Source organism: Portibacter lacus, from assembly GCF_021533215.1.
In the GTDB taxonomy this organism is placed as follows: domain Bacteria; phylum Bacteroidota; class Bacteroidia; order Chitinophagales; family Saprospiraceae; genus Portibacter; species Portibacter lacus.
The window spans coordinates 19,766-35,892 of sequence record NZ_JAJNKA010000019.1 but is presented as its reverse complement, the minus strand read 5'-3'; the positions used below and the strand labels follow the sequence as shown (position 1 = coordinate 35,892).

Sequence of the window (16,127 nt, the reverse complement as noted above, 5' to 3'; positions counted from 1 at the left end):
GTTTTAAATCTTTATTAACTTATAAAAATGTGATGGCTATCCAGTCAAAATTAATTTACTTTCGCTCTTCATAAGTTCAAATGTGCTGGCACTAGGGTCTAAATCTATGTGCACAATACCCGGTCTCTTTCCTTTTTCGAAGGAACCTAATGTAGACCTTAAGCCTAGAGCTTCCGCGCCATTTATCGTTGCCCACGAAAGTAATTCACTAATAGGAATGTAATCATTGTATTTCTTAACAGCCTTTATTTCCTCCCATATATTCAACTGCCAGTTCGAACTTAGGCTATCTGTCCCTAACGTCATCCGAGCATTTTCAGCCATCAATGTTTGGTAATCAGGTAATCTATTTTCTATATAAAGATTCGCATTCGGGCAGGTACACCAGTAAACATTGCTAGACCAATCATGAGCATATTGGACATCTTCTTTTATCGACATGGTGTTATGTACTAGAAGTGTTCTTTGTGAAGGATCCATTTTTTCTAATGCATATTTTATAGATCGTGTTCCAGTCGGAATGAAATGATCTAGACTAGCACCGATTCCATTAAAAAACTCACCGAATCTACTATCACCACTTAAGAACAAATCATTTTCATCTTTGACTTCTTGATTATGGATACTTATTGTCTGATTTGGTTTATTTTCTTTTTTGATATAATTAAAAAGAACTTCCGAGACCGTATATGGAGCATGAGGCACAAGGGACTTTAAGCTTTGATGCTTATTGAATACATCTATATATTTATCAATAGTCAGCTGAGTTATTGCAGGATTCAGCAAGTCAAACATCTCTACAAAAGTATAGTATTGAATATTTGAATTTTGCTTGACTGGAACAGTATCAACAGTGTTCGAAATATCACCTACGGCGACTATACCCGATTCATACATTTCTCGGTCTGCTTTCGAAATGGCTTCTTGAATCACTTCTTCCGGAAAAGCTCTAAGATTGACAACTTTCTGAAGAAAATTAATCAGCCCTGTACCACTAGGGATAACGCCTTTCATATGCGACAACTCCAGATGACAGTGTGTATTTATAAATCCGGGGCATAGCATGCCATTATAAAATAAGTCTGGATGTGGTGCTTCATTCTTATGAATCAGATCTAGTATCTCATCACCATCTACAATTAGGACATGATCAGTTAAGAACTTAGCATTAGGTGAATCATAAATAAAATCAGCCGATACAACCTTCATGATTAGTACTTCTGCGCAATGATTCCACTCTTTATTCTCGGTTCAAACCAAGTACTCTTAGGTGGTAAGTTTTTCTTTTTCGAAGAGAACTTCTTCACATCACTTAAGGTAAGTGAATTTTGCAGAATGCATATAGAATTAGGATTATCCGTGCTTCTCTTCAGAATGCTTTTCACTTTTTCATTCCCTGAAAAAAATGAAATTCGCTTATCACTTCTTACATCTGCAATTTTAAATATGGTCTTGAAAACAATTTGGTTCATGATGTAAGCATCGAGGGCATCTGGACTAACCTCAAAATCTTTAAGCACCTTCTTACGCCATTTTCCTTTATAAATCTCACCATTTAAGAGCACTGCAAATTCTCTTTTCTTATCTGGATAACTAAATTTTGTTATCAATCGAACGCTAGCATACTCAGATAATTCCGCAATAAAAACCTCTGGCTTTATGGTATCAAGGATGTCTATCATTTTCACATGATCATAGATTTCGACTTGATCTTCCGAAAAATAAGCTGTGAGCATCCTGCTGAAATCTAGGTCTCTAAATTGAGATGGTTTGTTTTTATATAACATCTTAGAAGCCTTGCAGCGATGGTGTCCATCTGCTACAAATGCTTTCGCAACCCCAAAAAGAAAAATATTTCTAATTTGCTCTAACTGATCCTCATCCGAAATTTTCCATAAGGTATGTGTACTAGCATCATCTAAGTCGAAGCTGTAAAACTTGGGCTCATTGTCGATATAAGCATTGATGATCTTATTCAACTTTTTGTTCTTCTTATGGAAGAGTAATACAGGCTTAATCATCGCCTTTCGCTCTAACGTATCTTCTACCATGTCTTGTTCCTTTTCAGGAATGGTATCTTCATGAAGTAAGATGTTTCCATCTATTAAATCTTGAATCTCAGTATTATTGATAATTCCACGATACTTGATGTCTTTCACCTTGATTTGGTAGACAAACATTGCATCTTCATCCACGTCTTCGAAAAGACCAGAAGTCTGATGCTTCGCAAAATTCACTCCCATCGTATCAAAAAAAGTACTTGGAGATATTAACAAAGATTTATTAGGATATGAAGCTTTAAAAGATTGTACTCTCATATATGTATTCGAATTTTAGACAAATGGGATTTTGCAAATAGTTGCTTTCAGATTTTTTCTTCCAGTAGAAATTAATATGCTCGTATCTGGAACTGCATATTCAGTAGGAACATATCCTAGACCTATAGGTATCGATAAATTCGGAGATTGGGTACCTGAAGTAACGACTCCGATTTCTTCTTCTTTCTCATTTAAAATTTTATAGCCATGCCTAGGAACTCTGCGATCATCCACTTTGAAACCGACTAATTTCTTAGTGATTCCTTGGGCTTTTTGTTCGATAAATAAGTCCTTAGAATTAAAATCTTCTTTAATCTTCAGTTTTGTTATCCATCCTAAGCCTGCCTCAAGTGGTGACGTTTCGTCATTTATATCATTACCATATAGACAATATCCTTTTTCAAGCCTTAAGGTATCTCTTGCTCCTAGACCGCATGGTTTAGCGTCTATCGCATTCCAAAGATCAGCAAGTCTATCATCAGGTACATAGATTTCAAATCCACCAGAACCAGTATAACCTGTTGCAGAAATAATTGCATTTTCGATTCCAGCTATTGTTCCCTTTCGAAAATGATAAAAATCAATTTCGGAGAGATCTACATCCGTAAGTTTTTGCAGCAACGCTTCTGCATTAGGACCTTGAACTGCTAGTAATCCGATGGTATCGGACTCATTGATCATTTCTGCTTTCACTTCATTATTCGAAGCGATCCAATTCCAATCTTTTTCAATGTTTGATGCATTGACCACTAAAAAATACTCTTCATCATCTATTTTATAAACGATCAAGTCATCAACGATTCCTCCTTTGTCATTAGGAAGGCATGAGTATTGAGCTTGGTTATTTTCCAATTTCGAAACATCATTACTGGTTACCTTTTGCAATAAATCCAGCGCATGAGGTCCTTTAATTCTAAATTCGCCCATATGTGAAACATCGAAAATTCCTACATCTTCACGCACGGCTTTATGTTCTTCATTAATACTTGAATAAACGATGGGCATATTGTAACCAGCGAATTCTGCCATCTTAGCACCTAAGTCAACGTGTATCTGAGTTAATGCTGTCTCTTTCATCTTATTAAGCTTTAAGTGTGGGTTATTTTATATTTAATTGGTAATCGAAATCCTACTAATTTTATCTCCTACTTCTAATTGATCTACAATATCCATGCTTCCCAGTACTTTCCCAAAAAGCGAATACTTCCCATCCAGATGTGGCGTAGGAGAATAAGTTACAAACCACTGCGTAGACTCTGTGTGCAGTCCTGCAGAAGCATAACCTACATAGCCTTCATCATTATAATGTACATTATTTAATTCTGATCGAATCGTATAATCCAATGATCCATACCCATCTCCATCTGGGCAACCTGTTTGGGCAACAAAGTTCGGTATTACTCGGTGGAAGTACTTATTATTGTAATATCCTGATTTCACAAGTTCTATAATATTCATCACACTATGCGGTGCTTCGTTCTTAAACAGTCTAATCACAATTTCACCTTTATTCGTAGAGATTCTAATTTCAGGAAAAGCTGAATATTGATCGAATAAATCCCAATTGATCGGCTTAATATTATCGGACACTTTCGGTTCTGGCTTTTCCCTTCCATTAATTTTAGCGATGGCTGCATTTAACTCATTATAGGTTTCTATCTCATTCGGTATTACCAATCGATTAAGTGTATTCGTCAGAAAGTCCAAATTTTCAAATTGATCTGCAAATTTCAATTCTTCATCATTGAATGCGGCTGTTGCCGCAGAAACCATCCCACCTGTACCCTCAGTGATCGCTTTTTCTATAAATACCGCAATTTCTTTCTTGGTAGCATTCGGAACGTATTCTTTACTTTTCAATATTTTGACTAAGCTTTCTACCGTTCTCGTTTTTAGAATCGAGGGGTTATCACTTTTGAATTGTTCGATGATAAATGGTGTGCTTCGATAATCCTCTGCTAGCCCAATTAAAGCTTCTGCACGAACATATTGGTTTAAGCTTTCGTCCAGCGCCATTTCTTTTAGTGCAGCAGTCGCTGTGTACCTAGAACCTGATCCTCTTCCCGAATTCTTCATTAAAGACTGATACACCTTGATTTTGATAAAAGGATTCAAGTCACTTTTTACATAATCCAAATAAACTGGAGCATCATAGCCATTTCCATTTTCCATAAGGTATTCTGCCGCACACAGACCGACTTTCTCATTTACATTACTGATTTCCCTAAGTACATTTTCAACAATACTGATATACGGGTATTTATGGATTTGTCTAAGAATATTACATTTAACTCGGTAATCTTTCTCTGTTGAATAGAAATCTAAAATCTCTGACTGTAAGTCTTGATAGCCTTTCCTGGTTATTGCGGTAGCTAGTGCCATTCTCACATCAGGATCCTTATGCTCCTTCATTACTTTTAGCAATTGAAACTTCGTTTCATCAATGTTTGCATTTTCAAATCGGAAGAAATACTGTGCAGCTATTTTCTGAACGGATAGCGGGTAATTTCCGGTCACAAATTTCACCATGGTTTTATCTCCTTCAGGGTCAAAAATTGACCTTAACCCATATTGATAAATGGCGTGTGCCTGTCCTAAGACTAATAACGTATCAGAGCTTCTGTAGGTATTCACAGTTGCTATAGCATTCAGATAACTTTCAGGACCGATCTTGCCCATGGCTTCTAAGACTGCATTGTTAAATGTATTATTAACATCTATCGAATCTTGCTGAGAGAAAGCCTTTAGCAATTCATCAGCTGAAGATGGAGCGCCTATCTGTCCTAATGTAAAAGCAGCTGCTGTCTTTACCTCTATGAAAGGATCGTTTAGCAATTTCACCATCGAATCTATAGCTTCTGGAGCTTGAAATGATGCGAAGGACTTAGCAGTTATTAATCGATAAGTAGGATTAGGATGGCTCACGAATAAGAGTAAAGAATCTAGCTCTTGTCTAACTTCCAGCTCTAGGATTTTCCTTAATCCAGGATCACTATAATCTACATTTATTTCAAAATACTCCTGTTCTGTTGGGGGAACGCAAGCAGCAATAATAAAAATCAATAAGAATAGTAAACTACCACTCTTCCTCACCGAATTCCTCTTCCTCGAATTCATTTTTCAATATTTTCTTTTTCAAAATTTCTTGTTGCTCGTCCTCTGGTTCGCCTTGTTTAAAACGCGTACAGTCCATATATTGATAAGCTCCACTTACTTTATTAAATTTCTTCTCACTATTATAACCTGAATTCGGATCTGCTTCTAATTTCTTTATAAATTTTATAAAAAATGGCCGTGCCATTACAAAGCCTTGACCCGCATCCAGTGTGAAAAATCGAACCCAATTCTCATCTCCTCCGACCCAAGTCCCAACCACTAAATCAGGAGTGATTCCCATGAACCAACCATCCGTATAGTCATTCGTTGTTCCTGTTTTTCCACCAACTTCAGCTTTAATACCTAGTCCATATTTTCCAGCGACATTGTTTTTCAGCATATCTACCATGACAGCATTATATACTGGGTTAAGCGTTTCTCTTTTAGTTCCTATTTGTCTGTGTATTACTTTCCCATTTTTATCTTCTATTCTAGCAATAAAAATAGGTTCCGTATAGACTCCGTTATTAGCAAATGTGGTATATGCACCCGCCATTTCTTTCACCGTCAGATCCAATGCTCCTAAGGAAATAGAAGGTAAATTAGGAACAACAAGTTCTCCATTTGGATGCTTTCGGGTTATGTCTATTCCAGCATTGCTGAGCAGGTTCCGTATGATTTCTACGGTTCCCATTTCCTTAATTAATCGCACGGTAATGGAGTTTTTAGAATAAAGCAGTCCTTGATAAAGGTTGTACTTATTTCCAGTAAAACTTTCGTTCGCATTATTAGGCGTCCAGACATCAATTAAGTCAAAATTACTTTCCCCAGGTGCTATCGTATACTGAATATCATCGAAAGTCTGACAAGGAGAAATATTCTGAAATGCAATCGCTGCGCTGTATACAAATGGCTTAACAGTGGAACCTACCTGCCTTCTTGTCGTTACATGATCATACTTAAAATATTTAAATCCTGTTCCACCTACCCAAGCTCTAATATATCCAGTTCCCGGTTCTACTGCAAGAATTCCAGTCTGCAGATGTCTAAGGTGGTATTCCACAGAATCCAAAGGACTCATCACTTTCTCTTCTTCGCCTTTCTCATTATAAGCAAAGACTTTCATTGGAATTTCGGTATTGAACTCCTCCTCAAATTTTTCGTCAAAAGCCTTATACTCTTCTTGGAGGGAAGTCCAATCCTTATTTTTCAACAATTTAGCATAATTGCTTTCATCACTTTTACCAATTTTATTATCACTTACGAGCTTTCCAGCATCTGTATAATCTATTATTAAAGGCAGCTTGTAACGACTAATATTAATTCCTTTATACTTATTGTTGATTTTCGCAATGGTTTCTCCAAGCTCTTTATTAAACAAGCTTTCGAATCTATCTGAATCATAAACCCTCCTCATTAACGCAGCTTTTCGTAAGGCTGTCTGCCGTTTATCTGCTTTAAAAATGTATGGATCCATTCCTCTCCACCTGCTCCAGTATCTATCTTGAACAACCTTCATGTGCTCTCTCATTGCAGCTTCAGCGTGCGCTTGATAGATAGGATTAATGGTCGTATAAATTTTTAGACCATCTGTGTAAATGTTATATTTCGTTCCGTCTGGCTTCAACAAGTCTTTACTCGCGAATAAATCCTTCAGCCACTTTGTTAGTTCTGCTCTAAAATAAGGCGCTAATCCATCGTTCGGGTCTTCTCTTTCAAAAGCCGTCATATCAAGTTCAATACTAATCAAACTATCTCTTTCTTCTTTGCTTAGCCTATCATACTTGTACATTTGTGATAGTACGACATCTCTTCTATCTTGTGCTTTCTCCGGAAATCTGATCGGATTGTATAGTGAAGGATTTTTTAACATTCCAACCAATACCGCAGCTTCTTCTAGTTTTAGATGTTCTTGGTTCTTACCAAAATAGGTCTGAGATGCGGCTTGGATACCATGTGCACCGTTTATAAATTCAAACTTATTCAAGTACATCGCCAGAATTTCTTCTTTTGTATAGCTCTTTTCAATTCTTACAGCCGTGATCCATTCTTTTAACTTCACTTTAAACAAAGCATAGGCTCGCCCAATTTTTCCTTTATCACCAAGGTTCGGTCGATCAAATAATAATTTCGCTAGTTGCTGTGTGATCGTACTTCCTCCACCTCCACTATCTTGACCTAGTAAAATAGACTTGAATGCAACTCTACCCAGCGCTTTGAAATCAATTCCTGTATGTTTGCTAAACCTAACATCCTCTGTTGCAAACAGCGCACTTGTAATGAAAGGAGAAATAGAATCGTAGGGTACATTTTCTCTATTTTCGATATAGTACTTCCCTATCGGCGTTTCATCTGATGCGTATACGATCGAGGCAAGATCATATTTAGGATTCTCTAAACTTTCCAGACTAGGAAGGTCATCCTTAGAAAGGTAGAGAAAAAATAGAAATATAAAAATGATTCCAGCAAAGGAGAGCACCCACAATAGCTTAATTAATAAACTAAGAAAACTGAATTTCTTAGATGAATCTGAAGTTTCCGATTTTTTTAGCCTTATTGCCAACGATCTAAATATTGATTAGACCGCCAAAATAATTGAAATTATAATGAAAATGGATTAATTTAAGGGTTAAGTTTTATTATTAAGAATAACATCACTCATGACTACACTAGACCTTGGTATTTTCAACAATGTAATCTTCATTTGTCTGTTTTCGTCGGGGATAATCATTTGGTTAATTGGAATCTACGTATTAAGAAAACCACCCGAATCAATTAACAAACTATATGGCTTCAGAACACCTAATGCGATGAAATCTCAAGAAGCTTGGGATTACGCTCAAGTACATGGAACAAAGCGGATGGTTAGAGCTGCTCAATTAATGATTCTACTCTCTTTTATCTCCTTGTATTTTAATTTTTCAGAAATGGTAGGAAGTTTAATTGCGATTGCCGTCTTGCTAATCGTACTCATAACACCTCTCGTAATAACGGAAAAGGAGCTTAAAGAAAAATTTGGCTAGTCATTAATTTGTGACATTTACTATTATAGCTTTACTAAACTTAAGAGCTAAATGCGGAAACCGTTTGCTAAAAGTAGACTAAAAACAAAAAAGTCTTGCCGAAATTCGACAAGACTTTTGCGCTCCCTCAAGGACTTGAACCTTGGACCCTCTGATTAACAGTCAGATGCTCTAACCAGCTGAGCTAAGGAAGCAGTACTGGTTGTGCTTTTTCTTTTAAAGCGATGCAAATTTATTATTTCTATTCTTTCTACACAATTAATTTGAGAAAGAAAAATAATAAATTATCAACTTTTCGACACCTTTCGCCACAATAGACTGTTATTCAACTACTTAGTCAAACCAGATTTTTAATAAACTTTTCAATTCTGCTCGGTTACTTCTAGAAATTGGTACGATTGTACCATCTATTAGGTGTAATTCACTCATAGTAGAGCAAACAGATTCCAAGTAATTCATGTTAAAAACATAAGATTGATGACACCTGAAAAAGTGAGGGGATTTCAATTTTTCCTGGACAGACTTCAACGTTTGGCTACATAATATTTTCTTACCTGACTTAAGTACAACTTTACAATAATTACTGTCTGCACTTAAATAAAGAATATCAGCCTTATGTATGATATGAATTTTGTTAGATGAAATCAATTTAATTTTTGCCTTCGAGGCAGTCATTAAATTAATTTCACCTTCTTTACGAATTAAGGGATTAATTATTTTCATGTCTTGGTTTTGAGTTATGCAGAATGCTACAAAACTATACATTACAAATTTAGCACCTAATTCTAATTAAAATATCACCTAAATGGGTGGTTTATTAGTCCATATTCGCATATTTCACCACTTCTTCTCTATTTTTCAGGCCAAATACTAAATTTAGTCCAAGTCGGAAATTAGCATTTTCAGCTCCAAAAGTATTAAACAAACCGATTACATTGTCCGTAATTGCATACAACTGAATAGGCCCCAACGTTGTGTACGCACTAATACCAAGATTTACAGGATTTCTCCCTACGACCGCATATTGAGCTGCAATCGCATGTTTATTATTAAAACTTCTTTGCACATTAAATGCAATAGCAGCGTTCGTCCTTTCATAGTTTCGATGACCATATATCAAAGCCCCTACCTGCACATTGGGAAGATATTGATAATTCAAATTTGCATAGAACTTAGTGGGAACATAATTGCTAAACTTCATTTCTTCATCTTCGAAATCAATCGATCCACCTAGTGTATCCAGAAAATTAAAATTCACATCTGCTAAGTCCTTCAGTTCGACTCCATCATATACGAACCGTCCATTTGCTCTATAATTATGCGGATTCTCATTCCAATTCAAAAATCCTAGATCAATGACACTTGCAGAAACCGTGAGAGGACCATCATTATAGCTGACTCCTAGATCTAGTGCCATCCCGAAATTCTTAGGGAGGAAGTCATATTTTAAGAGGTTAATATCACTAAAATCATTGAGGTCAATGGGAAAAGAAGAATTCAACAAAAACTCGGCATCAAGCTGTAATTGATATATTTCATCATTAACACTCAGCTCAAATTCACTTTCGGAGCTAGAAATATTCTGAATGCCGTTCAGTAATTTCAAATTGACACCAAAAGAGAAATTTCCTACAAAAGTAGCTCCTAATACGGTCTCACTATATGTAGTAGATGCGATATTAGGGGAGAAAGAAACCTTACCGCCGATGTACTGAGCATTTCCATTAACAACTAATGCTAACAGCGGATTCGAAAATTGAAAATCAGTGAAAGACTTATAATTATGAGCGAAATTATACCTTATATTTTTATGCTTATAACTAACCTTTAATAAACTGAGATTACTTCCAAATAAGATTTGGTTTTTGTTACTTGTTGCGAATTCCAGTAATCTTCCTTTAATAAATCCATTAACTGAAATCCCTCTTTGGTGGAAAGTAGCATACGCAGACGGTAGTGCGATCACTAATTTCTCTTCAGCGTCGAATGCTGGATTAAGTTCAGCACTTTGATGAAGCGAATTTAAAAAGTAGGTACCTAGCTCTTGTTGACCGATTAGCTGAAAAGCAATAATTGAAAAGCAAAAAAGTAAAAACCTTCTCATATTTTAAATTTAAGTCCTACTTTCAAATCAAGAAACTGATCAGTTGAAAATCGAACAAAGTCCTCTGAAATTGCTGAAGAATCGAAAATGGGCTCCACTACGATCTTCTTCGCATTCTTTAAATGTAAAATTTTAGAGGCTTCAAGATTAATGAATCTTGTTTTCGCTTGTGTGGGTTCGATTATTAAAGGGTTATTTCCTAATAATCGTTCCATTTCTTGATCATTCTCATCTAGAAAAATAAAATCCAAACTGATGTTGACCGGATATTCATTCTGAGTTATAATTTTAAATTCTAAAGCTGAAAACTCTTCCGGAAACAAATTTTCTATGTCAATTGTGTCTTGAATTCTCAACTCAGTTATTTTCTGAACAAATGGAACAAACAAGTCAACATTTAAGGTAAAGAAGCTTTCGTCCGTCACATAACCTTTCAATTCTGCATCATCATCAGGATTAATGATCGCATCTACATCATATTCTATAAGTCCAATCTGTTCATTGAATAGTGTCCGAATGTTAGAGTTCGAATTATCGAAAGGTATGGATGTTACAAAAGATTCACCGACTTGAGAGAAACCCGGATAATTCAATGCTATTTCTTTATCAACTTGATCACTAACGAGCGCTTTCCGCGTATTATCGATGGTGCTTAGCGTAACTTCGTTTATCCTTAGAGAAATTGGAAAGCCATACGAATGTTCTAATTCAAAAGATATAAACGGGTTTTCGAATTCTACCATTCCACTCTGCCATGCATCGAATAGAGTAAGTGCGATAGAATCTCCATTTAACTTATAAGTTGTTCGTTGTAGATTTCCTTCACCATATTCAAACTTTAGCAAGTTAAAACTCATCGCGGCAAAAGATAATTTAATCCTTTCGTTCTGCGGATTCCTCGCATCGTAAATAAAGGTCAGTTGATTCTCTTCTGAATTAAATTCGTATCCAGCTAAGTCGAATGATTCTGTAAATGCCGTAAAAGGCACAGTTCCAGTAGACAAGAGGTCATAATCAAATTCAAAGATTTTTCCATCTTTTGTCAATTCTGGAATCTTTAGATGGACAGATACATCTTCATCTTTATCATGAGTATATCTAAATCTCATTTCATCACCACTCAGCAACGCTTTAGACAGAATAAATTGCCCGTTAGTTGCAATCGGAAAATAACTTACCGTGTCTATTATTTCTACTTCACCTATACTGGGAATGGACGGCAACAATTGATTTATACTTTCTGAAATGAGTTCTTCATGATACTGAAGACTTAACGTTCCGTCTTGAAGAGCAATAATCTTCAAATCACTGCCTTCTTCAAATAAGTCTCCAATAGATACTTTAGAATTGATTAAAGGAACAGCATATTCTCCATCAAGATCTACTTCATCTAAAGTTGGTACGGTACAACTAGAGATGACTAAACTCAGAAATAATAAAGCTTTAAAATAGTGCATCGACATAATAACGGATATTTGCCTGATATGGCTTGCATCTACCCTTATTTTTTATTTATAAAGTGCAAATTCCTGACCTAATTCAGGGATTTCTACATTAGGAAAGCCATGCTCATTTAAATAAGTTTTGAACTTTGATTGGGTATCGAATTCCCCGTGTACCAGAAATATTTGTTTCAAATTAGGCTTTTGATTTTCAATAAAGCCTACCATTTCTTTCCGGTCTGCATGGGCAGAAAAGGAATCCATCACTTCGATATTCGCGCGAACTTGCTTCCATTCTCCATACAGTTTCAATTTGTCTATACCATTCTTAAGCATTCCACCTGGTGTATCTGGCGAACAATATCCAACAATTAAAAAAGTATTTTTAGGATTCTCTATACCGTGAAATAAATGGTGCTTAACCCTTCCTGCATTCATCATTCCTGAAGAACTAACAATAATACAAGGTTCATCAGACTCATTTAACCACTTGGACGTTGCGACATCCTTCACATAAGTTAAATCATTAAAGCCAAATGGGTTGTCATCAATCAGCATATATTCATGCACTTGATTATCAAAACACTCTGGATGGGAACCGAAGACAATCGTTGCATTCACAGCTAATGGACTATCCACATATACTGGTAATTTCGGAAGAATACCACTTGTATTCATCTGATCCAGCATATATACGATCTCTTGTGTTCTTCCCACTGAAAAAGCAGGTATTACTAATTTTCCTTTATTCTTAATACAGGTTTCTTTTATAATCTCTAGAAATCTGTCGGCTTGTGCTGGCTTATCCTCGTGTTCTTTGTCTCCGTAAGTAGATTCGCATATGAGGTAATCCACCTGCTTCATCGGTACCGGATCTCTTAAAATTGGCCTATCAGGTCGACCGATATCTCCAGAAAACCCAATCATTTTGGTCTCGTCTCCATCTTTGATTCTAAGGACGACACTCGCACTACCTAGTATATGACCTGCATCTGAAAAGAATACTTCCACTCCATCAGCAACATGTACCCAGCGATCATATGAACAACCTAAAAAGCGGTTCATCGCTGGCTGAACGTCTTCACTAGTATAAAGTGGAACACGTAATTGCTTTCCACCTCTATTTTTCTTCTTTAATAATTTTTTATTGTGCCATTCTACATCTCTTTCCTGAATTTTAGCACTATCAAGAAGCATAATTCCGCACAAAGATCTGGTCGCATGCGTACAGATAATATCTCCATCAAATCCATTCTTGACAAGTTGTGGAATTCTACCGCAATGATCGATGTGAGCATGTGAAAGTATCATCGTATCAACAGTCATCGGATCAAACTCGAAGCCATTATTATAATCCCAGACATACCTTCCTTTTCCTTGGTATAATCCACAATCTAATAGAATTCTATATCCATTATCCAATGTTATCAAATGAGAACTACCCGTCACATTTCTTGCTGCGCCACAAAATTTTACTTCCATTTATCTTCTTTTATGAGTTGTAAGATATAAAAACTCTAATAATTGATCTGTTTATTAACAAAAGAGACGCAACACTTGTCCATCTGTGCAATAAAAAATGGCCTTTAAACTTACGCTTAAAGACCATTTATAATGCTTATATTTTTTTATTATTAAAGAGCAACTTCTAATTCCTCATCAACTTTCTTTTTGCCTCTCATCCAGAAAAACAAGATGGTAAACAATACGATTAATATAATCGGAAAGAAATTAATTGTTGCTAGGGTTGCTTGACCTGTAGCTAATTCTAAAGCATCTCCTTCTAAACCAGCTGCTGCTGCTTCAGCTCTATTACTATCTATCCATCCACCGATAATAGGCTGCATGAAAAAAGATGATAACATTCCTAATGCTCCTACTACAGACATTCCTAATGCACCACTTTTAGGAATATAGTCTGCTACGAATCCAATCATGTTAGGCCAGAAATAAGCTACACCTAATGCGAATATGATCGCAACTCCATATACAGCTGGGCCAGTTACAGTGGTAAACAAGTACAATCCAATTGTTGCTAATATTGCAGAAATCAATAATACACCTGTAGTATTAAACTGATGTACCACATTTCCACCAAAATATCTCGCAACAGCCATTGTTCCAGTAATTAAGGCTAACACTAGCATAGGTGCTGCTCCACTACTCTTAAGAATTAATTCTACCCATTGAGTTGGACCGAATTCCGTTTGTGCTGTAAACCACATACATACTAGAATAAAAATAAATAATGGTGTGATCATTCCTTTCAGATTCCCTATCACGGTTCCAGCTTCTTCTACTTTAGCTTTAGGCCATTTCTGTCCCCAGAATAAATATGCATAAATCACTGTAGGGATTAAAATGATCCAGATCTGAGCCTGCCAAGACATTCCAGCCTTCGTCATGAAAAAAGAGATTAAACTTCCTACCACTATACCTCCGGGAAACCACATATGAAACCGATTCATCATCGTACTCATCTTGTTTCCTTTATAAGTATCAGCAATTAATGGGTTACAAGCTGCTTCAGTACAACCATTTCCTAGCCCTATTAAAAAGGTAGAAATCATTAAGGTCATATATGAACCCGCATAAATGGTTAAAATAATTCCTATTGCATGAGCAAGAAAAGCAAACTGCATTATTCTTTCTCCACCTACCGTGTGATAGATTAAACCACCGATAACCATCGCAATTGGAAATCCGAAAAACCACATGGAATTAATACTTCCTAATTGGGCTGCGCTAAGTTCTAATTGCTCTCCTAATTGAGGTAAAATTCCCGCCCTAATACTAAAGGATAATGCAGTTGTAATTAAGGCAAAACAACTTGCATAAAATAATCTCTTATCGTTAATCATAAAAAGTTAAATTTAAGTTTATACATTCATAACATATTTAAATTCAAAATATCAAAATATTCTGTAATTATAATTTGAATTTTCCCCTAAAAATGGAAAAACTATTAACTAATTAAGAATATTACAAACAAAATAATTGAAGAATTTTAAAAAAACTTAATACCAACATGAATTTTACAAAGATATTAGTAGTTGTTCTACTATTCGTGAGTTGCAAATCGCAAGAAAAAACAGATGAAACCAATTTAGAAGAAGGCCCTAAGACCTTCTTACAATATGAAGGAAAGAAAAACATGCCTAATATTGTGCTAGTCTCTGGTGATGAGGAATATAGATCTGAAGAAGCACTTCCTCAGTTAGCTAAAATACTTACTAATCAACATGGGTTTAATACAACGGTACTCTTTGCCCAAGATACTGCACAGTTAGGAAAAGTAGATCCTAATTTTGGTCGAAATATACCAGGGCTAGAACATTTAGACGATGCCGACTTGATGATTATTTTTACAAGGTTCAGAGCGCTGCCGGATAGCCAGATGAAACATATAGACAATTTCCTACTTGCTGGAAAACCTGTCATCGGATTAAGAACTTCTACACATGCATTTAATTTCAAGAAAGAAGATGAATCAAATTATAAGCGATATGGAAATTATCACGGTGAAGATGATCAATGGAAAAATGGCTTCGGTAAGTTTATTCTAGGAGAAAACTGGGTGTCTCACCACGGAAGTCATGGAAACCAGAGTACTCGAGGAATTTTCGCTGAAGGAGCTGAAGAAAATCCTATCCTTAATGGAATTGCCTCTGGCGAAATCTGGGGGCCTACTGATGTTTATGAAGTTAGATTGCCAATGTCAGGCGATTCCAAACCTCTTATTCTAGGTCAAGTAACTAATCGAGAAGGTGAAAAAGATGAGGCCGATGTATTATTAGGCATGCGTTCTACGGACAAGACATTACCTGATGATATCGAGAAAAAAGGTAAAAAAATGAATCAAAATAATCCTATGATGCCAGTGGCATGGACTAAAACATATCAATTAGAAGGTGGTCAAAAAGGAAAAGTTTTTACAACGACGATGGGCGCTGCGACAGACTTGTTAAATGAGCAAATGAGAAGAATCATTGTCAATGCGGTTTTCTGGGGAGTTGGAGAAACTGTTCCGGCAAAAGCAAGTGTTAATTTGGAAGGTGATTATAAACCTTCGCGATTTGCTTTTCACAAAGATGAACACTGGGACACACTGAACCTGATTATCGGGGAAAACGTGAAGTAATAC

The 16,127-nt window shown here is 36.0% G+C and carries 12 protein-coding genes and 1 tRNA gene; 2 read left to right on the top strand and 11 right to left on the bottom strand.

Annotated features, from left to right (window positions below):
* Positions 1–36: 36 nt before the first annotated feature.
* Genes L2586_RS22445 through L2586_RS22425 form a run of 5 tightly spaced genes read right to left on the bottom strand, consistent with a single transcriptional unit; the run spans position 37 to position 7,977 of the window.
* Positions 37–1,209 carry an amidohydrolase family protein gene (locus tag L2586_RS22445; protein WP_235295210.1) on the bottom strand — a complete coding sequence of 391 codons (1,173 nt, stop codon included), beginning with the start codon at positions 1,207–1,209 and terminating at the stop codon, positions 37–39.
* Between the two features lie 2 nt (positions 1,210–1,211).
* Entirely contained in the window at positions 1,212–2,318 is a 1,107-nt protein-coding gene (locus tag L2586_RS22440; protein WP_235295209.1) for a DUF1015 family protein, read from the bottom strand.
* 15 nt (positions 2,319–2,333) lie between these two features.
* Positions 2,334–3,395 carry a glycine cleavage system aminomethyltransferase GcvT gene (gene gcvT / locus L2586_RS22435; RefSeq protein ID WP_235295208.1) on the bottom strand — a complete coding sequence of 354 codons (1,062 nt, stop codon included), beginning with the start codon at positions 3,393–3,395 and terminating at the stop codon, positions 2,334–2,336.
* A 33-nt stretch (positions 3,396–3,428) separates the two neighbouring features.
* Positions 3,429–5,435, bottom strand: a complete 2,007-nt coding sequence (locus tag L2586_RS22430) for a peptidylprolyl isomerase (protein WP_235295207.1) — start codon at positions 5,433–5,435, stop codon at positions 3,429–3,431.
* On the bottom strand, positions 5,395–7,977 hold the full coding sequence (locus L2586_RS22425; protein ID WP_235295206.1) for a transglycosylase domain-containing protein: 2,583 nt from the start codon (positions 7,975–7,977) through the stop codon (positions 5,395–5,397). The genes L2586_RS22430 and L2586_RS22425 overlap by 41 nt, the downstream gene beginning before the upstream one ends.
* A gap of 97 nt (positions 7,978–8,074) precedes the next feature.
* Here L2586_RS22425 and L2586_RS22420 point away from each other — a divergent pair, with 97 nt between their 5' ends.
* Positions 8,075–8,437 carry an SdpI family protein gene (locus tag L2586_RS22420; RefSeq protein ID WP_235295205.1) on the top strand — a complete coding sequence of 121 codons (363 nt, stop codon included), beginning with the start codon at positions 8,075–8,077 and terminating at the stop codon, positions 8,435–8,437.
* A gap of 120 nt (positions 8,438–8,557) precedes the next feature.
* Here the strand turns inward: L2586_RS22420 and L2586_RS22415 are convergent.
* The 6 genes from L2586_RS22415 to L2586_RS22395 form a co-directional block, all read right to left on the bottom strand.
* A tRNA-Asn gene (locus tag L2586_RS22415) sits at positions 8,558–8,631 on the bottom strand.
* A 139-nt stretch (positions 8,632–8,770) separates the two neighbouring features.
* Positions 8,771–9,112 carry a LytR/AlgR family response regulator transcription factor gene (locus L2586_RS24895; RefSeq protein WP_394804430.1) on the bottom strand — a complete coding sequence of 114 codons (342 nt, stop codon included), beginning with the start codon at positions 9,110–9,112 and terminating at the stop codon, positions 8,771–8,773.
* 142 nt (positions 9,113–9,254) lie between these two features.
* Entirely contained in the window at positions 9,255–10,541 is a 1,287-nt protein-coding gene (locus L2586_RS22410) for a DUF5723 family protein (RefSeq protein ID WP_235295204.1), read from the bottom strand.
* Positions 10,538–12,004 (bottom strand): hypothetical protein, encoded by a 1,467-nt coding sequence (locus tag L2586_RS22405; RefSeq protein ID WP_235295203.1) that lies wholly within the window; start codon positions 12,002–12,004, stop codon positions 10,538–10,540. The genes L2586_RS22410 and L2586_RS22405 overlap by 4 nt, the downstream gene beginning before the upstream one ends.
* Positions 12,005–12,049: 45 nt before the next feature.
* A complete protein-coding gene (locus L2586_RS22400; protein WP_235295202.1) occupies positions 12,050–13,465 on the bottom strand; it encodes an MBL fold metallo-hydrolase RNA specificity domain-containing protein in 1,416 nt (471 codons plus the stop codon).
* 152 nt (positions 13,466–13,617) lie between these two features.
* The gene (locus L2586_RS22395) at positions 13,618–14,844 is read right to left on the bottom strand and encodes an MFS transporter (protein ID WP_235295201.1); all 1,227 of its coding nucleotides are present in this window, start codon (positions 14,842–14,844) and stop codon (positions 13,618–13,620) included.
* Positions 14,845–15,011: 167 nt separating this feature from the next.
* On the opposite strand from L2586_RS22395, the gene L2586_RS22390 reads away from it, so the two are divergent.
* Positions 15,012–16,124, top strand: coding sequence for a ThuA domain-containing protein (locus tag L2586_RS22390; protein WP_235295200.1), 1,113 nt, complete (start codon positions 15,012–15,014; stop codon positions 16,122–16,124).
* Positions 16,125–16,127 lie beyond the last annotated feature (3 nt).

What these genes read in the sequence shown, in the direction of transcription:
- L2586_RS22405 (WP_235295203.1), bottom strand. Translation starts at nt 12,004, where the DNA reads ATGTCGATGCACTATTTTAAAGCTTTATTATTTCTGAGTTTAGTCATC.
- L2586_RS22440 (WP_235295209.1), bottom strand. Translation starts at nt 2,318, where the DNA reads ATGAGAGTACAATCTTTTAAAGCTTCATATCCTAATAAATCTTTGTTA.
- L2586_RS24895 (WP_394804430.1), bottom strand. Translation starts at nt 9,112, where the DNA reads ATGACTGCCTCGAAGGCAAAAATTAAATTGATTTCATCTAACAAAATT.
- gcvT (WP_235295208.1), bottom strand. Translation starts at nt 3,395, where the DNA reads ATGAAAGAGACAGCATTAACTCAGATACACGTTGACTTAGGTGCTAAG.
- L2586_RS22410 (WP_235295204.1), bottom strand. Translation starts at nt 10,541, where the DNA reads ATGAGAAGGTTTTTACTTTTTTGCTTTTCAATTATTGCTTTTCAGCTA.
- L2586_RS22400 (WP_235295202.1), bottom strand. Translation starts at nt 13,465, where the DNA reads ATGGAAGTAAAATTTTGTGGCGCAGCAAGAAATGTGACGGGTAGTTCT.
- L2586_RS22420 (WP_235295205.1), top strand. Translation starts at nt 8,075, where the DNA reads ATGACTACACTAGACCTTGGTATTTTCAACAATGTAATCTTCATTTGT.
- L2586_RS22445 (WP_235295210.1), bottom strand. Translation starts at nt 1,209, where the DNA reads ATGAAGGTTGTATCGGCTGATTTTATTTATGATTCACCTAATGCTAAG.
- L2586_RS22395 (WP_235295201.1), bottom strand. Translation starts at nt 14,844, where the DNA reads ATGATTAACGATAAGAGATTATTTTATGCAAGTTGTTTTGCCTTAATT.
- L2586_RS22430 (WP_235295207.1), bottom strand. Translation starts at nt 5,435, where the DNA reads ATGAATTCGAGGAAGAGGAATTCGGTGAGGAAGAGTGGTAGTTTACTA.
- L2586_RS22390 (WP_235295200.1), top strand. Translation starts at nt 15,012, where the DNA reads ATGAATTTTACAAAGATATTAGTAGTTGTTCTACTATTCGTGAGTTGC.